This window comes from Amycolatopsis sp. NPDC003865, from assembly GCF_053605345.1.
Genome location: NZ_JBSGJA010000027.1, coordinates 72087 through 93831 on the forward strand (window position 1 = coordinate 72087; position 21745 = coordinate 93831).

A 21745-nucleotide genomic window follows, 5' to 3' on the forward strand; every position below is an offset into this window, starting at 1 on the left:
CGGATCCGGACATCCGGGTTCTTCGGTAATTTGGCACGATGATCGACTACGGCCTCGACCTGTCCGCGGTGGAACACGACCGCGCGCTGCCCGACCTGGTGGCCGAAGGCGGCGAACTCGACACCCTCGTCCGGACGCCGGAGGCCTTCGACGCCACTCCGAAGGACCCCGACGCCGCCGCGGGAGCCGCGCTCCCGCGCGCGGAGCTGCTGGACCGCTGGCCCGGAAGTGGCTGGAGGTCGCCCGGGTCTTCCGCTAGGCCAGCGCGTCGTCGATGGCCTTCGTGATCCGCTTCAGCGACACCGGGTGCGCCGTGCCGAGGGTCTGGGCGAAGAACGACACCCGCAGCTCCTCGATCATCCACCGCACCTCGTTCAACGCCGGTGACGACGTCCCCGGCGGCAGCGACGCCACCGCGTCGGCGTACTCGGCCTGGATCCACGCGATGTCCGCCGTCCGCTGCAGGTCGCGCGTCGGCTCCGAAGCCAGCTTCTCCAGCCGCCGCGAAATCCCCTGCAGGTACCGCACGACGTGACGCAGTCGCGAAGCACCCGTCGCCGTCACGAAACCCGGGTACACCAGGCCGGCCAGCTGGGTGCGGATATCGGCCAGTGACTCCGCCGGACCGCGAGCCGACGGTAGCGCCACCTCGACGTCGTTCGCCGCGCGGAGGATCTTCTCCACGTCCGTCAGGACCGCGAGGACCTCCGGGTGCAGACCCGCCCGGACCTTCTCCAGCAGCACCTTGAAGCCGGTCTCGTCGAACACCGGGCCGCCACCGGCGATCATCAGGGCGTCCACCGCGCAGTCGACGCAGTCCTCGAGCAACGCCGCCACACTGCCGTGCGGGTTGCGGTTGAGCACCAGCTTCGAGGAGTTGGACAGCGACCGCGTGATGAACTTCATCGGCGAGTTCAGGTTCAGCCGCAGCATCCGCCGCGTGCCCGCCCACATCGCGTGCTCCTGCTGGCCGGGGGTGTCCAGCAGCCGCACCGCCACCGACGCTCCCTCGTCGACCAGCGCCGGGTACGCCTTGACGTCGTGGCCGCGCTGCGTCGATTCGAACACCTTCGGCAGCGCACCGAACGACGGCTTGGTCAGCCCGGCCTTTTCGAGGCTGTTGGCCGCCTTGGAGATCGTCGCCCGGACCTTCGGGGCCAGCCGGCGCTGCAGCTCTTCGATGTCCTTGCCTTCGGCGACGCGCTTGCCGCGCTCGTCGACCACCCGGAAGGTCATCTTCAGGTGCTCCGGCACCGAGGAAAGGTCCCAGTCCGCGTACGGAACCGTGACCCCGCGCAAGGAACGCAGCTCGCGGCCGAGCACCTCCAGCAGCGGACCGTCCGAAGGCGACACTCGCGAAAGGACGTCCCGGGCCGTGTCCGGCGCCGGGACGAAGTTGCGGCGCAAGGCTTTCGGCAGCGACTTGATCAGCTGCGTCACCAGCTCCGCGCGCAGGCCCGGCACCTGCCAGTCGAAGCCGTCCGGTGTCACCTGGTTCAGCACCGGCAGCGGGACGTGCACGGTGACGCCGTCGGCGTCCGCGCCCGGCTCGAACTGGTAGGTCAGCGGGAAGACCTGAGTGCCCTGGGTCCACGAGTCCGGGTAGTCGCCCTCGCGGACGCCGCCCGCGGTCTCGTTGATCAGCATGGACTTCTCGAACGAGAGCAGGTCCGGCTGCTCGTGGCGGGCCTTCTTCCACCAGGTGTCGAAGTGGCGCACCGAGACGACGTCGGCCGGGACGCGGGCGTCGTAGAACTCGTACAGCGTCTGGTCGTCGACGAGGATGTCGCGCCGCCGCGCCCGGTTCTCGAGGTCCTCGACCTCTTCCAGGAGCGCGCGGTTCTCGGCGAAGAAGTGGTGGCGCGTCTGCCAGTCGCCCTCGACGAGCGCGTGCCGGATGAACAGCGCGCGCGACATCTCGGGGTCGATCCGGCCGTAGTTGACCCGGCGGTCGGCGATCAGCGGGACGCCGTACAGCGTGACGCGTTCGGTCGCCATCACCGCGCCCTGCTTGCGTTCCCAGTGCGGCTCGGAATACGACCGCTTCACGACGTGCTGGGCCAGCGGCTCGACCCATTCCGGCTCGATGCGCGCGTTCACCCGCGCCCAGAGCCGGGACGTCTCGACCAGTTCGGCCGACATCACCCAGCGCGGCTGCTTCTTGAACAGCGCCGAGCCCGGGAAGACGCCGAACCGGGCCCCGCGCGCGCCCAGGTAGTCGCCCTTCGCCGGGTCCTTGAGGCCGATGTGCGACAGCAGGCCGGCGATCAGCGACGTGTGCACGCGCTGCGGGTCCACCGGGGTCGTGTTCGTGTTCAGGGAGATGCCGAGCGGCTTGGCCAGCTGGCGCAGCTGGCTGAAGATGTCCTGCCATTCGCGCAGCCGCAGGTAGTTCAGGTACTCGGTGCGGCACATGCGCCGGAACTGGTTGCCGGACAACGCCTTCTGCTGCTCGGCGACGTACTCCCAGAGGTTGAGGTAGGCGAGGAAGTCCGACGTCGGGTCGGCGAAGCGCGCGTGCTGGGCGTCGGCCGCCTGCTGCTTCTCCGCCGGCCGCTCGCGCGGGTCCTGGATGGACAGCGCCGCCGCGATGATCATGACCTCGCGGACGCAGCCGTTCTTCGCCGCCTCCAGCACCATCCGGCCCATCCGGGGGTCGACCGGCAGCTGCGCGAGCTTGCGGCCGATGTCGGTCAGGCTGCGGTCGGACCCGGTGCTGGAGAACGCGCCCAGCTCCTGCAGCAGCCCGATGCCGTCGGTGACCTGGCGGCGGTCCGGCGGCTCGACGAACGGGAACGCCGCGATGTCGCCGAGGCCGAGCGAGGTCATCTGCAGGATGACCGACGCGAGGTTGGTCCGCAGGATCTCGGGGTCGGTGAACTCGGGCCGGCTCTCGAAGTCCTCTTCGGAATAGAGCCGGATGCAGATGCCGTCCGAGGTCCGGCCGCAGCGGCCCTTGCGCTGGTTCGCCGACGCCTGCGACACCGGCTCGATCGGCAGCCGCTGCACCTTGGTGCGGTGGCTGTAGCGCGAGATGCGCGCGGTGCCCGGGTCGACGACGTACTTGATGCCCGGCACGGTCAGCGACGTCTCGGCGACGTTCGTCGCGAGCACCACCCGGCGGCCGGTGTGGGACTGGAAGATGCGCTGCTGCTCGGCCGACGACAGCCGCGCGTACAGCGGCAGGACCTCGGTGTTGCGGAGGTTCGCGCGGTTGAGCACGTCGGCGGTGTCGCGGATCTCGCGTTCGCCGGAGAGGAACACGAGGATGTCGCCCGGGCCCTCGGCGCACAGCTCCTCGACGGCCTCGAGGATGCCCTGGGTCTGGTCGCGCTCGTCGTCGCCCTCGGGGTCGTCCGGGTCGACCAGCGGCCGGTAGCGCGTCTCGACCGGGTACGTCCGGCCGGAGACCTCGACGATCGGCGCGTCGTCGAAGTGCTTCGAGAAGCGCTCGGGGTCGATGGTCGCCGAGGTGATGACGACCTTGAGGTCGGGGCGGCGCGGCAGCAGCTGCTTGAGGTAGCCGAGGATGAAGTCGATGTTGAGGCTGCGCTCGTGGGCCTCGTCGATGATCAGCGTGTCGTACTGGCGCAGCGACCGGTCGGTCTGGATCTCGGCCAGCAGGATGCCGTCGGTCATCAGCTTGACCAGGGTGTCCTGCCCGGACTGGTCGGTGAACCGCACCTTGTAGCCGACGGCGTCGCCGAGCTCGGTCTTGAGTTCGCCGGCGATCCGGTCGGCGACCGTGCGCGCGGCCAGCCGGCGCGGCTGGGTGTGCCCGATCTGGCCGCGGATGCCGCGGCCGAGCTCGAGGCAGATCTTCGGCAGCTGGGTGGTCTTGCCCGAGCCGGTCTCCCCCGCGACGATCACGACCTGGTGCTTCTCGATCGCGGCGCCGATCTCGTCCTTGAGCCTGCTGACCGGCAGCTCTTCGGGGTAGTCGATCTTGGGCACGCTCTCGCGGCGCGACTGGATCCGCAGCTCGGCCTTGTCGATGTCGGCGGCGATCTGCGCGAGGGCGGCGTCGCGGTTGCGAGCCTTGCGGGCACCGTCGAGCCGCCGGCGCAGCCGGTGCTCGTCGCGCGGCATCAGCTCGGGCAGGCGCGCACGCAGCGCTTCGAAGGGGGATGGCGTGGACATGCTTGGACCAAGGATAGCCGTGCGTGACGAACCCGGCCTCCGAATATCCCCGCCGCGTGACCGGGCCCACCCGACGAGCGCCCCAAGGCGACATTGGGGCGCTCGGGGCGTGGTCAGCCCTGCTGGTTCGGGTACTGCTGCTGCGGGGCCTGCGGCTGCCCCTGGAACTGCTGCGGCTGGCCCGGGAACTGCTGGCCGGGCGCCGGCGGCTGCTGGGCGAACTGCTGCTGCGGCTGCGGGGCGGACTTCGTGCGGCTGATCGCCACCGAACCGCCGATCAGCACGAGGCCGAGGACGCCCAGCCCGATGCCGAACGTCGGCTGCATGTCGCTGGCCCAGGACAGCAGCCGGAACTCCATGTCGAACTGCTCGAGCACGAGCGAGCCGAAGCCGAGGACGGCGAACAGGATGCCGATGCGCATCATGACGGAAGACACGGGAAACCCCCAACGGGAAAGGGAAACAGGAGCCGGCCGCCCCGACGGCCCGCAATGGGACTCGAACAGTAGCCGCCGGTTCCCGACCTGTCCCGGGATTTCCCGATTCGTTACCTCACGTGCGCTGGAGCGAGTCCGGGCCCAGGTCGGCGAGGGTGCGGTGGCCGGAAAGTCCCATGGTCAGGTCGAAGTCCGCCAGCAGGCTCCGCAGCACGTGACGCACGCCGTCCTCGCCCGCGTGCGCCAGGCCGTACACCCACGGGCGGCCCACCAGCACCGCCCGCGCACCGAGCGCGATCGCCTTGAGCACGTCCGCGCCCGTGCGCACGCCGGAGTCGAACAGCACCTCCATGCGGTCGCCCACCGCCGCGACGATGCCCGGCAGCGCTTCCAGCGCCCCGATCGCGCCGTCGACCTGGCGGCCGCCGTGGTTGGAGACGACGACACCGTCCATCCCGGCCTCCGCCGCGCGGCGCGCGTCCGCGACGTGCTGGATGCCCTTGAGCACGATCGGGCCGTCCCAGTGCTCGCGCAGGAACGGCAGCTGGTCCCACGTCCGGTCGGTGCCGGTGATCATGCCGATCCACGTCAGGATCGCCGTACCGCGGTCCTCCTCGGGAGTCTTCGCCAGCCGGGAGAGGAACACCGGGTCGGTGAACGGGACGGCCAGGCCCTCCCCCTGCAGGAACGGCAGGTACGACTGGTCCAGATCGGACGGTCGCCAGGCCAGCGTCCACGTGTCGAGCGTGACGACCAGCGCCGTGTAGCCGGCCGCCTTCGCGCGGGCCAGCAGGCTCGCGCAGACGTCCGGGTCGCCCGGCCAGTACAGCTGGAACCAGCGCGGGCCGTCGCCGTTGGCCGCGGCGGCGTCCTCGATGCCGGTCGAGGACGCCGTGGAGAGGATGAACGGCAGCCCCACCGAGGCGGCCGCGCGGGCGGTCGCCGATTCGGCGTCCGGGTGGACGATCGACTGGACGCCGACAGGCGCGACGGCCACCGGCGCGGCCAGCCGGGTGCCGAGCACCGTGGTCGAGAGGTCGCGGTCGGTCGCGCCGGTCAGCATCCGCGGCACGACGCGCCAGCGGTCGAACGCTTCGCGGTTCGCGCGCGCGGTCGCGCCCGAGCCCGCCGACCCCGCGACGTAGGAGAAGGGGCCGGGCGCCATGACCTCGCGGGCCGAGTCCTCCAGCCGGGTCGCGTCGGTCGAGCACGGCGGCAGCTGCCCACCGAGTCCCTGCAGGTAGAGCTCGTTCTGGTAGCTGCCGAAGCGTTCGGTCACGGCTTCCTCCTCGCGTTCGAGGGGGCACTGTACCCGCCGGTAACGGGGTCAGGCCGGGGCGCGCCACATCGGTTGCACCGGCGGCCCGCCGGGTGGCCGGAACGCGGGCCCGTGGTCCCGGAACCCCAGCCGGCGGTAGAGCCGCGTGCTGTCCGGCGAGCTGGCCTCGAGGTAGGTGGGCACGCCCTCGGCGTCGTAGCGGGCCAGGCCGTGGCCCAGCAGCCGCGCGCCGAGGCCCCGGCGCCGGCGGCCGGGCAGCACGCCGATGAACTGCGCGTGCCAGTGCCGCTCCGCGGGTTCGCGGTCCGCCATCATGCCGAGCAGGACCGCCAGCCGGTCCTGCTCCGCCGGGTCGAGGCCCGCGACCGGCTCGTCGTCGCCCGCGCCCGGCGGCAGCCAGATCACCGCCGCCGAATGGTCGTCGGTGACGTCCACGCCGCCCGCGGCGAACCCCGCCTGGATCAGATCGCGGAAGAACGCCGGGTGCGAGACGGCCCGGCGCCGTTCGTCGCCGGGGAACACCCAGCGGCTCACCGGGTCGTCCTGGAACGCGGCGACCAGGATGGCGAGCACCGCCTCCAGCTCGGCCGGTTCCGCGGCGCGGACGTCGCTCACCGCGCCGCCACGAGTTCGTCCTCGCGCAGCGGGCCGCCGATCGCCGCGTAGCTCTCCGGCCGCCGGGTGCGCAGCGCCTCGGCTCGCAGGAAGCCGGCCAGGCCGGCGAGCACCAGCAGCCCCGGCAGGCCCCAGCGCAGCCACGGGATCGAGCCCGCCGGCCCGAGCAGGACGTCGAAGTTGACGACGATCAGCACCAGGACCCCGGTCAGCGTCACCGCCGCGAGCGCGGGCGCGCCCGCGCGCCGCCACCACGTCTCCCGGCCGGGGTGGCGGCGGAAGAAACCGACGACCGAAAGCGAGACCGCGACCATGATGATCGTGACGCCGGTCGACGCGGTCACCCCGGTCCCGGCGAACAGGTCGGTGAACGGGTCGCGGCCGGCCAGCGCGAACACCGCGACGACGACCAGGCCGATCGTGGTCTGGACCAGCGAGCCGCCGATCGGCGCGCCGGTGCGCTTGCTGGTGCGGCTGAGCCCGTCCGGCAGCAGCCCTTCCCGGCCCAGCGCGAAGAAGTACCGCGCGACGGCGTTGTGGAGGCTCAGCAGCGCGGCGCACTGGCTGGTCAGGAAGAGCACGTACGCGGTGCCGGCGAAGGCCGGGCCCAGGTACTGCCCGCCGAGGCCGAACAGCAGGCCGGGTCCTTCGGCCGCGGCCCGCTCGGCGATGTGGTCCGGACCGGTCGCGACCGCCAGCCCGAGCGAGGAGGTGATGTACAGCGCGGCGGTCAGCCCGATCGCGATGTAGGTCGCGCGGCCGACGGTCCGGCGCGGGTCGCGGCACTCCTCGCCGTAGGTGGCAGCGCCCTCGAAGCCGACGAAAACCGCGATGGAGAAAGCGAAAACCGCGCCGACGCCCGCCGTGAACAGGCTCGACGGCTCGAGTGGCGTCAGCGCGTTTCCCGCGGGGTGGCCGAACATCGCGACGTCGAGGACGACGAGGACGGCGACTTCGAGGCCGAGCGCGATGCCGAGCACCTTCGCGTTGAGGTCGATCCGCAGCACGCCGCCGGCGCCGACGACCAGCACCATCAGCAGCGCGACCGGCCACCACGGCAGGTCCGTCCCGAAGGTCGTGTTCAGCCAGGTGGAAACCGACAGCCCGAAGAGGCCGAAGACGCCGGTCTGGATGGCGCTGTAGGCGAGCACAGTCACGTAGGCGACGGCGGTGCCCGCGGAGCGCCCGATCCCGTGCGCCACATAGGGGTAGAACGCGCCGGCGTTCGTGACGTACCGGCTCATGGCGGCGTACCCGACGCCGAACAGCGCGAGCACCGGGGCCAGCAGCACGAACGACAGCGGCACGCCGACGCTGCCGGTGACCGCGTACGTCGCCGAGACGCCGCCGGCGATCGCGTACAGCGGACCGGCCGCCGCGACGACGAAGAAGACGATCTGGACGGCGCCGAGCCGCCTGGTGCCGAGGCCGCGCCCCGGCGTCCGGTTTCCCATGGACCTTTCCCCGCCTAGGTGATCTTGGTCGGCGGCGACCCAGAGTAGGGGTAAGCAGGGTGCGACGGTACGTCCGTTCGGGGCAAACCGTTACGGGTACCGAAAGCGCCGTGAAGCCGGACCGCTATCTTCGGCATCCTCACCGCGACCGCCCAGGGGGCCGTTTTCCGTCATGCGCCGGCTCACTTTGGTGGATTCGTTCTTCTTCCTCGGCCACGACGAGTTCACCGGCCGCCCGGTGCTCAGCCGGACGTCGCTGGGGATCGGGCTGGCCGGCGCGGCGTTGTGCGACTTGCTGTTCACCGACCGGGTCACGGTCGAGGACCGCAGGGTGCGCGCGATCGCCACGCGGCCTCCGGGCATTCCGACCGCCGATCACGTGTTTTCCGAAATCGTTTCGGAAACGGGGACGTACCGCGTCCGCGAGTGGGTGGATCACCTGCGCGCGGAACTGCCGTCGATCGCCGCGGACAATCTGGTCGCGCTCGGCCTGGTCCGGCGGACGCCGGCGCTGGTGCGCCGGTTCCGCTACCCGCCGGCGGACCTGCTGGTGTCGACGGCGGCGCGCAGCAAGGCCCGGGCGGCGGTGTTCGGCATCGACCGGCCCGACCCGCACGCGGCGTGCCTCGCGCTGCTGGCGTGGACCGCGGGCGTCGACGACCTGTGCGAGCCGGAGCTGGACCGGGCGCGGGTCCGGGCGTGGATGGAGGACACGCACCACGCGATGCCGCGCCGGATCGCGGACGTGATCGCGGGGGTGGCCGCGGTGGCGGCGGCCGTCGTGTACACCGGGGACCGGAGGTAGCGGCCTGCCATACCCGGCACCCTTCCGTACTCGCGGGTAACCTGAGGCGCGTCCGCCGTCGACGTCCCCTGGAGCAGACATGCGCGCGCACGACGTGGTCCTGTTCGGTGCCACCGGGTTCACCGGGGGCCTCACCGCCGAATACCTCGCCCGGCACGCGCCCGCCGACCTGCGCTGGGCCCTCGCCGGGCGCAACCTCGGCAAGCTCGAGGCCGTCCGGGCGAAGCTGGCGGCCATCGACGACCGCTTCGCCACTCTCGACCTGCTCGTCGCCGATTCCGGCGAACCCGCCTCACTCCGGGCCGTCGCCGAGTCCGCCAAGGTCGTCATCACCACCGTCGGCCCCTACCTCACCCAGGGCGAGCCCCTGGTGACCGCCTGCGCCGCGGCCGGGACCGACTACGTCGACCTCACCGGCGAACCCGAGTTCGTCGACCGCATGTACCTCGCGCACGACCGGCGAGCCCGCGAAACCGGTGCGCGGCTGATCCACGCGTGCGGGTTCGACTCCATCCCGCACGACCTCGGCGCCTACTTCACCGTCAAGCAGCTGCCCGAAGGCGTGCCGCTCGAGGTCGCCGGCTACGTCCGGGCCAGCGGGATGCCCTCGGGCGGCACGTTCCTCAGCGCGCTGACCATCATGTCCCGCCTGCCGGCCGGCGCGCGGGTCGCGAAGGAACGCGCGGCCGCCGAGCCGCGGCCCGCCGGACGCTTCACCCGCGCCCCGCTCGGCCGCCCGCACCGGGTCGCCGACGCCGGCTGGTGGGCGGTGCCGCTGCCGACCATCGACCCCGAGGTCGTCCGCCGGTCGGCCGCCGCGTCGGAGCGCTACGGACCGGACTTCACCTACCGGCACTTCGCCGCCGTCAGGCACCTTCCCGTGCTCGCGGGCGGCGTGCTCGGCGCCGGCGCGCTGCTCGCCGCGGCGCAGGTCCCGCCCGCGCGCCGCGGGCTCTCCCGGCTGCTGGCACCCGGCAACGGCCCCAGCCCGGAACGCCGGGCGCGGTCGTGGTTTTCGGTGCGGTTCATCGGCGAGGGCGGCGGCGAGCGCGTCGTCACCGAAGTGTCCGGCGGCGACCCCGGATACGACGAAACGGCGAAGATGCTCGCGGAATCGGCGTTGTGCCTCGCGACCGACACCCTCCCGGAAACGGCGGGCCAGGTGACGACGGCGACCGCGATGGGCGACGCCCTCATCGACCGGCTCACCAAGGCGGGACTGCGCTTCGCCACCCTGTGATTTCACGCTTTCACACCACCGCGGCGTGAAAGTTTGCCGCTGTGATGAATCTTCTGCCGCTCCCGCACCGCGATTAGCGTCGATCGGGTTCTCCCTTCCCCCATCACGTTTTCGCAAGGAGCGTCATGAGATTGCCCCAACGGTTCGCCGCGCTCGGCGGGGCGACGGCGGCGGGCATGGTGGTGGTCGGCATCGCCGTCGCCGCGCCCGCGCAGCCCGTCCCCGAACCCCCGCCGTCGGCCGCGCAGGCCCAAGCCAACGCCACCAGTGCGGCGGCCGGCCTGATCAACGCCCGGCCTGCCGCCCTCCACGCCGGCAAGCACGACGAGTTCGTCCGGCGGGACGTGCGGTCGGCGGCCGGCCTGTCGTACGTCGTGTACGACCGCACGTACGACGGCCTGCCCGTGATCGGCGGCGACCTCGTCATCGCCACCGACTCCGCCGGCACCGTCAAGACCACCTCCGTGGCGCAGCAGGAGGCCCTCGGCGACCTCGACGTCCACGGCGCGAAGCTCACCGCCTCGCAAGCCGAAGCCGTGGCGCGCCGGCAGGTCCGCGGGCCGAAGAGCCTGCCGGGCGGGAGGCTCGTCGTCGTCGCCGACGGCGCCGGGCGGCTCGCCTACGAAAGCGCCGTCGAAGGCACCGACGAACACGGCGAGCCGAGCAGCCTGAGCGTCTACGTCGACGCCGTGGACGGGCGCGTGCTGCGGACCGTCCAACACGTCGCCGCGGGCACCGGCACGGGCAAGTGGAACGGCCCGTCACTTCCGTTGAACACGACGAAGTCCGGCAGCACGTACTCGATGGCCGACCCGAACACGCCGAACCTCGACTGCCGCGACTACAGCAGCGACTCCGTCCTCACCGGACCGGACGACAGCTGGGGCAACGGCACCGGCACGAACATCGAGACCGGCTGCGCGGACGCGTTGTTCGTCGCGCAGACCGAGAAGAAGATGCTCTCGGAATGGGTGGGCCGCAACGGGTTCACCGGCAACGGCGGCGCGTGGAAGATCCGCGTCGGCCTCGACGACGAGAACGCGTACTACTACAACTCGCGGCCGGCGTACGTGAACCTCGGCCACAACCCGAGCGGCGAGTGGGTCGGCTCGCTCGACATCCTCGGTCACGAGATGGGCCACGGCATCGACGACTACTCCGGGTCCGGCGGCTTCTCGGGCGGCGGCACGCAGGAGTTCATCGCGGACACCTTCGGGACGGCGACCGAGTTCTACGCGAACGAGCCGTCGCAGTACGACCCGCCGGACTACGCGATCGGCGAGGAGGTCAACCTGGTCGGCACCGGCGCGATCCGGTACATGTACGACCCGTCGAAGGTGGGCGACCCGAGCTGCTACTCCAGCTCGACGCCGAACGCGGAAGTGCACAAGGCGGCCGGGCCCGGCGACCACTGGTTCTACCTGCTCGCCGAGGGCAGCAACCCGACGAACGGGCAACCGACCAGCTCGACCTGCAACAGCAGCACGGTGGCCGGCATCGGCATCCGCAAGGCGATCAACATCATGCACGGCGCAGTGCAGCTGAAAACGTCCGGCAGCAGCTACCTGCGCTACCGGACGTGGACGCTGCAGGCGGCGAAGAACCTGTACCCGGACAGCTGCGCCGAGTTCGACGCCGTGAAGGCGGCGTGGAACGCGGTGAGCGTCCCGGCGCAGTCCGGTGACCCGACGTGCACCGGCACCCCGCCGACCACGACCACGCCCCCGACCACCACGCCGCCGACCACCACGACTCCCCCGGGCGGGTGCAGTGGCCAGCTGGTGCAGAACCCGGGCTTCGAGTCCGGCAAGGCGTCGTGGACCGACCCGAACACCACCATCGGCCAGTGGGGCAGCCAGGCGCCGGCGCGCTCGGGCAGCTACGACTCCTGGCTCGGCGGGTGGGGCTCGGCGCACACCGACACGCTCACGCAGTCCGTCACGATCCCCGCGAACTGCCGGGCGAGCCTGACGTTCTGGCTGCGCGTGTGGACGGCCGAGACCGAGAACGTCGCCTACGACAAGCTCGTCGTGTCCGCCGGTTCGGCGACGCTGGCGACGTACTCGAACCTCGACCGCAACTCCGCCTACGTCCAGAAGACGCTCGACCTGTCACCGTACGCGGGCCAGACGGTCACGCTGAAGTTCGCCGGGACGGAGGACCAGTCGCTGCAGACGTCGTTCGCCGTGGACGACACCGGTGTCACCGTGAGCTGACCCCCGCGAGGCCTGCCACCTACTTTGGTGGCAGGCCTCGTTGCGTCCGGTGCGTCCGGTATTCATGCTTACCCGGATGGAGGCGTTATCAGCGTCGGCCCCGTTCGCCGAGGCCTTCGACCTGGCGATCCGGCAGCGAGGCCTGAGCTTGGAGGCCCTGCAGCGACGGATGGCGATCCGGGGCGCCCAGGTCAGCCTGGCCACGCTGAGCTACTGGCGCCGGGGCCGGCGCCATCCGGAGGGGGCGCGCTCGCTGCACGCGGTGGGCGTCGCGGAGGGGTGTCTCGGCCTGCCCGCGGCCGCGCTGACCAGCCTGGTCGCGCGGCCCCGGGTGCGCCGGGCGGAGCCGTGGCCGGGCGGGGTCAGCCTGGCCAGCGCGCTGGGTTCCGAGCCGACGGAACTGGCATCGTGCGACGGCATCGACCTCGACGGCAACGCGCGGCTGGCGCTGGCGTCGGTGCACCAGCGGGCGACGCTGGGCGCGGACCGCACCGAGCGGTCGGTGCGCACGGAGCTGGTGGTGACCAGCCGCGAGGACGGCGTCGACCGCTGGGTGTCGTTCTTCCGCCCCCAGACCGGCGGCGGTCACCAGCCGGTGCTGCGCTCGGCGCGCTGCTGCCGCCCGGGCCGCGTCCGGCGCGACGCCGCGTCCGAGCTGGTGGCGCTGGAGCTGCGGTTCGACTACCCGCTGCGGGCGGGCGAGACGTACGTGTTCGACTTCGAGTTCGCTTACGACGGCACGCCGCCGGAGACGAGCTACCTGCAGTTCGGGGTGCGGGCGCCGGCGCGGCAGATCGTGCTGCAGGCGTGCTTCGACCCGGCGGCGGTGCCGGTGCGCTGCTACCGGTACGACGGGGACGCCTCCGCCGAGCGGCCCGAGTTGCCGGTGGGGCCGAGCTACACGAGCCACATCGCGGTGCTGGACGCCCGGCCCGGCGTCTACGGCCTGTGCTGGGAGTGGGACTGACCCACTTGCGCCGAGACCCGCCGGACGTAGGCGGCACGGGCCTCGGGGTCGAGTTCGCGCAGTGCCCGGTCGTCGCCGATCAGGCCGCGCGCCCAGGCCATCACCGGCTCGGGTGTCACCGCGGCCAGCAGGTCCCAGCCGGCGAGCCAGCGCGGGACCGGCGTCTCGGCGCGGCGGGTCCGCAGGGTGCCGGCGATCGCGCGGGCGACGTCCTCCGGGTCCACTGTGGGCAGTGCGCCGCCCAGCCGGACCCCGGAGGCCAGCTCGGTGCGCACCGCGCTCGGCAGCACCGCGCTGACGCTGATCCCGGTCGCCGCGTACTCGCGCCGCACCGCCGCCGTGAGGCCGACCGCGGCGAACTTGCTGGCGTTGTACACGGCCATGCCGGGCAGCGGGATCTTCCCGGCCATGGAGGCGACGTTCACGACGTGGCCCCGCCCGCGCGCGATCATCCCCGGCAGCACCGAGCGCAACCCGTGGACCAGCCCCCGCACATTGACGTCCAGGGTCGTGCGGCCGACCTCGTCCGGTTCTTCGAGGAAGTCGCCCAGCGGCATCACGCCCGCGTTGTTGACCAGGACGTCGATCCGCCCGAACCGCTCGGTGACCGCCGCCGTGAACGCGTCGAACGACTCCCGGTTCGTGACGTCCAGCGGGAACGACGGCACGTCCGTGACCGCGTCGAGGTCGCCGACGCAGACGGTGGCCCCGCGCGCCGCGAACTCCGCCGCGGTCGCGCGGCCGATCCCCCGTGCGCCGCCGGTGATCGCGACCACCGCGTCCCGGACCTCAATCGCCGGATACCGCATGGGCCCTCCCGATTTCGTAGTCCGCCTCGTCGAACGCCCCCACCTGCGACCGCAGCCGCCCGGTGGAGAACGGCCAGCTGAAGCTGTTGCGCCCGTTGACATCCGTGTAGTAGCTGGAGCAGCCACCGGACTGGTACACCGTTCCCGGCAGCGCGGCCTGGACCTCCGCGTTGAACGCCGCCTGCGCCTCCGGGCGGACCGACAGGACCGTCCCCTCCGCACCCAGCGTCCGGGTCACCGCCGCCACCGTGTGCCGCAGCTGGGCCTCCAGGATCGTGAACGCCGACGAGTGCCCGGTCCCCAGGCTCGGGCCCAGCAGCAGGAACAGGTTCGGGAACCCCGCCACCGTCGTTCCCGCGTACGCCTGCGGGCTGCCCTTCCAGTGGTCGTCCAGGCTGCGGCCGTCGCCGTCGAACACGCGGGACGACACCGGCATGTCGAGGATGTGGAAGCCCGTGCCGAAGATGATCGCGTCGACGTCGGCGGAAGAACCGTCCGCGCCGAGCACCCGGCTGCCCGAGATCGAACGCACCGCCGTCGGGTGAACGTCCACATGGGACCGGGTCAGTGACCGGTAGTACGTGTTGGACATCAACAGCCGCTTGCAGCCGAGCGTGTAGTCCGGCGTCAACGCCCGGCGCAACGCGGGGTCCCGCACCGCCAGCCGCAAGTGCGCGAGCCCGATCTTCTGCACCTGCCGCAGCAGCCACGGGTGCCGGAACCCGAAGCCGAGCGTCTCCATCGCCCCGTACTCCGCGCCACGCAGCGCCCGCTGCATCGCCGGGAACCGCCGCAGCAGGTACTTTTCCACGCCGGGAACGGGGTGGTCCGGCTTCGGCAGCACCCACTGCGCCGTGCGCTGGAACAGGTGCAACCTGCCGACGGAAGGCACGATCCGCGGGACGAACTGGACCGCCGACGCGCCCGTGCCGATCACCGCGACGCGCTTGCCCGCCAGGTCGTAATCGTGGTTCCACCGCGCGGAGTGGAAGACCTCGCCCGGGAAGTCACCGAGGCCGGGCAGGTCCGGGATCAGCGGCTCGTGCCACGGCCCGGTGCCCGCGACCAGGACCCGCGCCGAATACGGGCCGCGCGTGGTCTCCAGTTCCCAGACGGACTCGCGGGGGTTCCACTGCGCCCGCGTCACCTCGACGCCGTAGCGGATCTTCGGCGTGACCCCGAACCTCGATGCGGTGTCCGCCAGGTACGCCCGGATCTCGGCCTGCCCGGCGAAGGCCCGGGTCCACCCGGGATTCGGCGCGAACGAGTACGAGTACAGCGCGGACGGGACGTCGCAGGCGCAGCCGGGGTAGGTGTTGTCGCGCCAGGTCCCGCCGAGCGAGCCGGCCTTCTCCAGCACGGCGAGGTCGTCGACGCCGGCCTGGCCCAGCCGGATGGCGGCACCCAGCCCGGACGCCCCGGCACCGACGACGAGGGCCGCGAAGTGGCGTTGTTCCATTTTCGGAGACTAGCAGTATTCGAATACTAGCGGTACCCCGATTCCACACCTGGCTAGAGTGACCCCATGGCCCGACTCACCCGCGCGGAAAGCCAGGCACGCACCCGCGAGCAGCTGATCGAGACCGCCAAGCTGCTGTTCCTGCGCGACGGCTACTCGGTGACGTCGCTGGAGAAGGTCGCGGACGAGGCCGGCTACTCGAAGGGCGCGGTGTACTCGAACTTCCGCAACAAGGACGAGCTCTGCCTCGCCGTCCTCGACCGGATCCACGACGAGCAGGTCGCGCTGATCGCCGAGGGGCTGGTCGGCGCCGAGGGCGTGGACGACCTGCTGGCCGCGTTCCAGACGTGGGCGGAGCGCAGCATCGGCGACGAGGCCTGGACGGCCCTGGAGGTCGAGTTCGCCACCAACGCGCGACGCAACCCCCAGGTGCGCGCCGAACTGGCCACCCGGGACAAGGCGATCCGCGACAGCATCGCCGGCCTGCTGAGCGGATACGCCGAGCGGTTCGCGATCACGCTCCCGATGTCGGCCGACGACGCCGCGACGGCGTTGCTCAGCCTCGGCATCGGCCTCGGCGTGCAGCGGGCGATCGACCCGACGATCCCGGTCAACGTGCTGCCGGACGTGATCCGCATCTTCACCGGGACCCGCTGACCGTCCTCAAAGGACCCGCGGCGGTGGTCTGGACCGTTCACGAACATGAACGATTTCCGCCTCTTGTGGAGCCCGCTGACCCTCCGCTACCGTGTCGCTACGCCGCAGCTCCACCCGCATCACCCGTACCCGCCGTGATCCCCCACGGCGCACCCCGCGGAAAGGGTCTCCACCCATGAGCAAGAAGTTGCGGCCGGTCGTCATCGGCGCGCTCGGCGCGGCCTCCGTCGCCGCCCTCGTGATCACCACCCCCGCAGTCGCGAACACCGCTTCGAGCGTGAGCAACGCCGCCAGCGCGACCGCGCTCGCCGTCGGCGACCTGTCGGCCCCGGCGAAGAAGGAGATCGCGATGAAGCTGGTCTCCAGCGCGGAGAACTCGTCGCTGGACTGGAAGGCGCAGTACAAGTACATCGAGGACATCGGTGACGGCCGCGGGTACACCGCAGGCATCATCGGGTTCTGCTCCGGCACCGGCGACATGCTCGAACTCGTCGAGGCCTACACGAACTCCGTGCCGGACAACCCCCTCGCGAAGTACCTTCCCGCGCTGCGCAAGGTGAACGGCACCGACTCGCACGCCGGCCTCGGCTCGGCGTTCGAAAGCGCGTGGAAGCAGGCCGCCGCCACCACCGCGTTCCAGACCGCGCAGAACAACGAACGCGACCGCGTGTACTTCAACCCGGCGGTCGGCCAGGGCAAGTCCGACGGCCTCAGCAACCTCGGCCAGTTCGCCTACTACGACGCCATCGTCATGCACGGCCCCGGCGACAGCTCCGACAGCTTCGGCGGCATCCGCAAGGCCGCGATGAAGAAGGCCAAGACGCCGGCCCAGGGTGGCGACGAGGCGACGTACCTCAAGGCGTTCTTCGCCGCCCGCAAAGTGATCATGAAGCAGGAGGAGGCGCACGCCGACACCTCGCGCGTCGACACCGAGCAGGCGAAGTTCCTCAGCGAAGGCAACTTCGACCTGCACACCCCGCTGAAGTGGAAGGTCTACGGGGACTCCTACACCATCAACTGACGCACCGACGGCGTGGCACCGTTAGGCTCTCCCGCATGCGCAGGAGATCCCTCGGTGCCACGCTGGCCGCGGCCGCGCTGCTGACCAGCGGGGCCGCCACCCCCGAGCAGCCGCAGCCGCGGCAGCGGATCACCGTGCAAGCCGACGCGGCGGGCGCGACCACCGCCGTGCTCACGGCGTGGCAGCGCATCGGGGACGAATGGGCGAAAGCGTACGGCCCGGTCCCGGCGCACGTCGGGAAGAACGGCATCGGCCGGGCGAGCGAGTCGACGTCCCACACCCCGGCGGGCGTGTGGCCGCTCACCGAAGCGTTCGGCACGCGGCCCGCGCGGACCCGGCTGCCCTACCGCGAGGTCACCACCTCGGACTGGTGGGTCTCCGACGTCGGTTCCCCTTACTACAACACGCACTTCTCGTGCGCCCCCGGCACGTGCCCGTTCGACGAGGCCGCCGGCGAGAACCTCGGCGCGGCCGGCGCGGTCTACGCCAGGGCCGTGGTCATCGACTACAACCGCGCGCCGGTGGTGCCGGGCGCGGGCTCGGCGTTCTTCCTGCACGTCACCGACGGGAAGCCGACCGCGGGCTGCGTCGCGATCGCCGGTGCGGACCTCGAGGCGATCCTGCGCTGGCTCGACCCGGCGAAGCACCCCGTCATCGAGATCAGCGGCTGAGCAGCGCCTCCGCCGTGCGGGTGTTGATGATCCGCTCCGGCCCGATGCCCGCCTTGACCGCGCGTTCGCAGCCGTAGGGCTGCCAGTCGAGCTGGCCCGGCGCGTGCGCGTCGCTGTCGATGGCGAACTCGCAGCCGATCTCCGCGGCCAGCTTCAGCAGCCGCATCGGCGGGTCGAGCCGTTCGGGGCGCGAGTTGATTTCGACCGCGACGCCGTTCTCGCGGCACGCGGTGAACACCGCCTCGGCGTCGAACTCCGATTCGGGACGGCCGCGGCCGACGACCAGCCGTCCGGTGCAGTGCCCGAGCACCCGGACGTGCGGGTTCCGGACCGCCGCCAGCATCCGCCGGGTCATGTCCTTCGCCGGCATCCGCAGCTTCGAGTGCACGCTCGCGACGACGAGGTCCAGCTGCCCCAGCAGCTCCTCTTCCTGGTCGAGGGCGCCGTCGTCGAGGATGTCGACCTCGATGCCGTGCAGCAGCCGGAACGGCGCCATCAGCTCGTTGGCCTTGGCGACGATCTGCATCTGCGTCCGCAGCCGGTCCGGGGAGAGCCCGTTCGCGACGGTCAGCCGCGGCGAGTGGTCGGTCAGCACCATCCACTCGTGCCCGACGTCCCGGCCCGCGACGGCCATCTCCCCGATCGAGCTGCCGCCGTCCGACCAGTCCGAATGCGTGTGGCAGTCGCCCTTCAACGCCGAGCGCAGCGGTTCACCGTCCGGCAGCTTCTTCTCGACGATCTTCGACCGGTAGGCCGGGTCACGGCCGGCCAGCGCGTCCTCGATGACGCCGGCGGTGGCCTTCCCGATGCCGGGCAACGAGGTCAGCGTGCCGTTCTCGGCCATCGAGGCCAGCTGCGCGGCGTCGGTCTTGTCGACGGTCGCGGCCGCGTTCCGGAACGCGCGCACGCGGTAGGTCGGTTCCCCCGCGCGTTCGAGCTGGAACGCGATCTCCCGCAACGCCCATGCCGGATCCATGGACTCTTCCTACCCCTTCCGGGGCAGTTCGTGCAGCTCGACGCCGGTCAGCGTGCCGTTCTCGACGCGGGCGGTCCGGTAGGTGCAGAACGGCTGACGACGCCGGTCGGTCGGCGAACCGGGGTTGAGCAGCCGCAGCCCGGCCGGGGTCGTGGTGTCCCACGGGATGTGGCTGTGGCCGAAGACGAGCACGTCGGCATCGGGGAACTGCGCGTCGCACCGTTGTTCACGGCCCTGCTTCGAGCCTGTCTCGTGGATCACGGCCAGCCGGACGCCGTCGAGGTCCGCCCGCGCGATCTCGGGCAGCCGCGCGCGCAGCTCCGCGCCGTCGTTGTTGCCGTAAACGCCGATCAGGCGCTTGCTGCGGGCTTCGAGCTCGTCCAGCAGGGCGACCTCGACCCAGTCGCCGGCGTGCACGACGACGTCCGCCGCCGCCACCTCGTCCCACACCTGCTCCGGCAGCGCGCGGGCGCGGGCCGGCAGGTGGGTGTCCGAGATGAGCAGCAGCTTCATCCGATGGCCTTGAGCACCCGCTCGAGGAAGCCGCCGATGTGGTCCTTCAGCAGCGACGCGGCGCCCTCGGCGTCGCCCTTCTTGGCCGCCGCGAGCACGGCCTTGTGCTCGGTCCACTCCTTCTTCCAGCTGGGGTTGGCTTCCCAGCCGACGACGCTGATCAGGGCCGCGCGGTCCTTGAGGTCGTCGAGGATGCTGACCAGCAGCGGGTTGCCGCAGCCCGAGTAGAGCGCGCGGTGGAACCGGCGGTTGAGCAGGCTCAGCGCGGCCTGGTCCTTGTCCGCGATGGCCGTCGACGCCTCCTTCAGCGCCTCGGCCGCGTCGTCCAGCAGTTCGGGATCGCGCCGCCCGACCGTCCGCCGGACGGCTTCCGGCTCCAGGACCATCCGCACGTCGTAGACGGACTTCGCGAGCTCGGCGTCGACCGTGACCACCGAGGCGCCCTTGTACGGGCTGAACGTCACCAGGCCCGAATTGGACAGCACCTTGAGCGCCTCGCGCACCGGCGTCTTCGACACGCCGAGCCGCGCGGCCAGTTCCGCTTCGACGAGCGGCTGGCCGGGCACCAGCTCCCGGGTCAGGATGCCGCGGCGGATCTCCTCCAGGACCACTTCGGTCCGGGAGGCGGGCAGGCTGAACGTCCCGGTCATGGTCGCTCCCTCGCATCGTGTCGGAACCCATTCAACCAGGCCCCCAGGATCATATATCAGATGCCATACTGGATCGCATGAAAGCACCCGAGGAGCTCCGCAGCCACCGGTGGTTCGGCGGCGAAGAGCTGCGCACCTTCAGCCACCGCGCCCGCAGCCGACAGCTCGGCTACAACCCGGAGGAGCACCTCGGCAAGCCGGTCATCGGCATCCTCAACACGTGGTCGGACATCAACCCCTGCCACATGCACCTGCGCGAACGCGCCGAGCAGGTCAAGCGCGGCGTCTGGCAGGCCGGCGGCTTCCCGCTGGAATTCCCCGTCGCGACGCTGTCGGAGACCTACCAGAAGCCGACGCCGATGCTCTACCGCAACCTCCTGGCCATGGAGACCGAGGAGATCCTGCGGTCCTACCCGATCGACGGCGCCGTGCTGATGGGCGGCTGCGACAAGACGACCCCGGCGCTGCTGATGGGCGCGGCCAGCGCGGACCTGCCCGCGATCTTCGTGCCGGCCGGGCCGATGCTGCGCGGGCACTGGCGGAACGAGGTCCTCGGCAGCGGCACCGACATGTGGAAGTACTGGGACGACAGGCGGGCCGGCCTGATCGGCGACGCCGAACTGTCCGAACTGGAGCGCGGCCTCGCGCGCTCGCCGGGACACTGCATGACGATGGGCACGGCGTCGACGATGACGTCGGCCGCCGAAGTGCTCGGCATGACGCTGCCGGGCGCGGCGTCGATCCCGGCCGTCGACTCGGCCCACCACCGGATGGCCGCGGCGAGCGGCGCGCGGATCGTCGGCATGGTCCGGGAGGACCTGGCGGTGAGCCGGATCCTCGGCAAGACCGCCTACGAAGACGCGATCACCACCGTGCTGGCGCTGGGCGGGTCGACCAACGCGGTGATCCACCTGATCGCGATGGCCGGGCGCAGCGGGATCCCGGTCGGCCTGGCCGACTTCGACGCGATCGCGCGGCGCGTGCCGGTGCTCGCGAACGTCCGCCCGGGCGGCGACTGGCTGATGGAGGACTTCTACTACGCGGGCGGCCTGCCCGGCCTGCTGTCGCGGCTGACCGATCTGCTGCACCTCGACCGGGTCACCGTCACCGGCCGCACGCTCGGCGCCGATCTCGAGGCCGCGCGGGTGCACGACGACGACGTCATCCGGACGCGGGACAACCCGGTGGCGGCCGAGGGCGGAGTCGCCGTGCTGCACGGAAACCTGGCACCGTCGGGCGCGGTCATCAAGCACATCGCGGCCGAGGAGCACCTGTTGACGCACACGGGCCCGGCCGTGGTGTTCGAGGACTACGCCGACCTCAAGAAGCGGATCGAGAACCCGTCGATCACCGCGGACTCGGTGCTGGTGCTGCGCGGCTCCGGCCCGCTCGGCGGCCCCGGCATGCCCGAGTACGGGATGCTGCCGATCCCGAAGCACCTGCTCGAACAGGGCGTGCGCGACATGGTCCGGATCTCCGACGCGCGGATGAGCGGCACCAGCTACGGCGCGTGCGTGCTGCACGTCGCGCCGGAGTCGCACGTCGGCGGGCCGCTGGCCCTGGTCCGCGACGGCGACTCGATCACCCTGGACGTGCCCGCGCGCGTGCTGCGGCTCGAGGTGTCCGATGAGGAGCTCGCGCGGCGCCGTGCGGATTGGACCGAGCCTGCACCGCGCTATGAGCGGGGTTACGGTGCGCTCTACAGCGAGCACATCACGCAGGCCGACGAGGGCTGCGACTTCGGCTTTCTGGCCCGGGCCGGGCACAACCCGGAGCCCGACGCGCGCTGAGCGTGCCCGCTTCATCCCCCGTTAGGGCGAGTCGTACGGCTTGTCC

Annotated in this window: 19 protein-coding genes; 9 read left to right on the forward strand and 10 right to left on the reverse strand. The window is 71.7% G+C overall.

Going from position 1 to position 21745, the window contains the following annotated elements; all coding sequences use genetic code 11:
• Window positions 1–38 precede the first annotated feature (38 nt).
• Window positions 39–287, forward strand: a complete 249-nt coding sequence (locus ACWEVP_RS42655; protein ID WP_452068286.1) for a hypothetical protein — start codon at window positions 39–41, stop codon at window positions 285–287.
• Here the strand turns inward: ACWEVP_RS42655 and hrpA are convergent.
• The 5 genes from hrpA to ACWEVP_RS42680 all read right to left on the reverse strand — a co-directional run bounded on the left by hrpA (window position 256) and on the right by ACWEVP_RS42680 (window position 7925).
• Window positions 256–4140, reverse strand: coding sequence for an ATP-dependent RNA helicase HrpA (hrpA, locus tag ACWEVP_RS42660; RefSeq protein WP_452068287.1), 3885 nt, complete (start codon window positions 4138–4140; stop codon window positions 256–258). The two genes, ACWEVP_RS42655 and hrpA, sit on opposite strands and share 32 nt — an antisense overlap.
• A gap of 113 nt (window positions 4141–4253) precedes the next feature.
• Window positions 4254–4577, reverse strand: coding sequence for a hypothetical protein (locus ACWEVP_RS42665; protein WP_452068288.1), 324 nt, complete (start codon window positions 4575–4577; stop codon window positions 4254–4256).
• Window positions 4578–4692: 115 nt separating this feature from the next.
• A complete protein-coding gene (locus tag ACWEVP_RS42670) occupies window positions 4693–5856 on the reverse strand; it encodes a lactate 2-monooxygenase (RefSeq protein WP_452068289.1) in 1164 nt (387 codons plus the stop codon).
• 48 nt (window positions 5857–5904) lie between these two features.
• On the reverse strand, window positions 5905–6471 hold the full coding sequence (locus ACWEVP_RS42675) for a GNAT family N-acetyltransferase (protein WP_452068290.1): 567 nt from the start codon (window positions 6469–6471) through the stop codon (window positions 5905–5907).
• The gene (locus ACWEVP_RS42680) at window positions 6468–7925 is read right to left on the reverse strand and encodes an APC family permease (RefSeq protein ID WP_452068291.1); all 1458 of its coding nucleotides are present in this window, start codon (window positions 7923–7925) and stop codon (window positions 6468–6470) included. The genes ACWEVP_RS42675 and ACWEVP_RS42680 overlap by 4 nt, the downstream gene beginning before the upstream one ends.
• Window positions 7926–8115: 190 nt before the next feature.
• Here ACWEVP_RS42680 and ACWEVP_RS42685 point away from each other — a divergent pair, with 190 nt between their 5' ends.
• The 4 genes from ACWEVP_RS42685 (at window position 8116) to ACWEVP_RS42700 (ending at window position 13153) form a co-directional block, all read left to right on the forward strand.
• Window positions 8116–8730 (forward strand): GOLPH3/VPS74 family protein, encoded by a 615-nt coding sequence (locus ACWEVP_RS42685; RefSeq protein WP_452068292.1) that lies wholly within the window; start codon window positions 8116–8118, stop codon window positions 8728–8730.
• Window positions 8731–8809: 79 nt separating this feature from the next.
• Window positions 8810–9970 carry a saccharopine dehydrogenase family protein gene (locus ACWEVP_RS42690; protein ID WP_452068293.1) on the forward strand — a complete coding sequence of 387 codons (1161 nt, stop codon included), beginning with the start codon at window positions 8810–8812 and terminating at the stop codon, window positions 9968–9970.
• Window positions 9971–10095: 125 nt separating this feature from the next.
• Entirely contained in the window at window positions 10096–12186 is a 2091-nt protein-coding gene (locus ACWEVP_RS42695; RefSeq protein WP_452068294.1) for a M4 family metallopeptidase, read from the forward strand.
• 76 nt (window positions 12187–12262) lie between these two features.
• Window positions 12263–13153, forward strand: a complete 891-nt coding sequence (locus ACWEVP_RS42700) for a hypothetical protein (protein WP_452068295.1) — start codon at window positions 12263–12265, stop codon at window positions 13151–13153.
• On the opposite strand, the gene ACWEVP_RS42705 is transcribed toward ACWEVP_RS42700, so the two are convergent.
• Complete coding sequence (locus tag ACWEVP_RS42705; protein ID WP_452068296.1) at window positions 13126–13962, reverse strand: SDR family oxidoreductase; 837 nt, start codon at window positions 13960–13962, stop codon at window positions 13126–13128. The two genes, ACWEVP_RS42700 and ACWEVP_RS42705, sit on opposite strands and share 28 nt — an antisense overlap.
• Window positions 13943–15421, reverse strand: a complete 1479-nt coding sequence (locus ACWEVP_RS42710; RefSeq protein ID WP_452068297.1) for a flavin-containing monooxygenase — start codon at window positions 15419–15421, stop codon at window positions 13943–13945. Before ACWEVP_RS42710 ends, ACWEVP_RS42705 begins: the two co-directional genes overlap by 20 nt.
• Before the next feature lie 66 nt (window positions 15422–15487).
• Between ACWEVP_RS42710 and ACWEVP_RS42715 the strand changes: the two genes are divergently transcribed.
• The 3 genes from ACWEVP_RS42715 to ACWEVP_RS42725 all read left to right on the forward strand — a co-directional run bounded on the left by ACWEVP_RS42715 (window position 15488) and on the right by ACWEVP_RS42725 (window position 17770).
• Complete coding sequence (locus ACWEVP_RS42715) at window positions 15488–16078, forward strand: TetR/AcrR family transcriptional regulator (RefSeq protein ID WP_452068298.1); 591 nt, start codon at window positions 15488–15490, stop codon at window positions 16076–16078.
• A gap of 175 nt (window positions 16079–16253) precedes the next feature.
• A complete protein-coding gene (locus ACWEVP_RS42720) occupies window positions 16254–17099 on the forward strand; it encodes a chitosanase (RefSeq protein WP_452068299.1) in 846 nt (281 codons plus the stop codon).
• 35 nt (window positions 17100–17134) lie between these two features.
• Window positions 17135–17770, forward strand: coding sequence for a L,D-transpeptidase family protein (locus ACWEVP_RS42725; RefSeq protein WP_452068300.1), 636 nt, complete (start codon window positions 17135–17137; stop codon window positions 17768–17770).
• Here ACWEVP_RS42725 and ACWEVP_RS42730 read toward each other — a convergent pair.
• The 3 genes from ACWEVP_RS42730 to ACWEVP_RS42740 are packed head-to-tail and all read right to left on the reverse strand — an operon-like array spanning window position 17760 to window position 19909.
• Window positions 17760–18746, reverse strand: coding sequence for a PHP domain-containing protein (locus ACWEVP_RS42730; RefSeq protein WP_452068301.1), 987 nt, complete (start codon window positions 18744–18746; stop codon window positions 17760–17762). The two genes, ACWEVP_RS42725 and ACWEVP_RS42730, sit on opposite strands and share 11 nt — an antisense overlap.
• A 9-nt stretch (window positions 18747–18755) precedes the next feature.
• Window positions 18756–19259: a metallophosphoesterase family protein gene (locus tag ACWEVP_RS42735; RefSeq protein WP_452068302.1), complete on the reverse strand. Its 504-nt coding sequence runs from the start codon at window positions 19257–19259 to the stop codon at window positions 18756–18758.
• Window positions 19256–19909, reverse strand: a complete 654-nt coding sequence (locus ACWEVP_RS42740; protein ID WP_452068303.1) for a GntR family transcriptional regulator — start codon at window positions 19907–19909, stop codon at window positions 19256–19258. The genes ACWEVP_RS42735 and ACWEVP_RS42740 overlap by 4 nt, the downstream gene beginning before the upstream one ends.
• Window positions 19910–19986: 77 nt before the next feature.
• Between ACWEVP_RS42740 and araD the strand changes: the two genes are divergently transcribed.
• Entirely contained in the window at window positions 19987–21699 is a 1713-nt protein-coding gene (gene araD, locus ACWEVP_RS42745; RefSeq protein ID WP_452068304.1) for an L-arabinonate dehydratase, read from the forward strand.
• The last annotated feature ends 46 nt before the right edge of the window (window positions 21700–21745 follow it).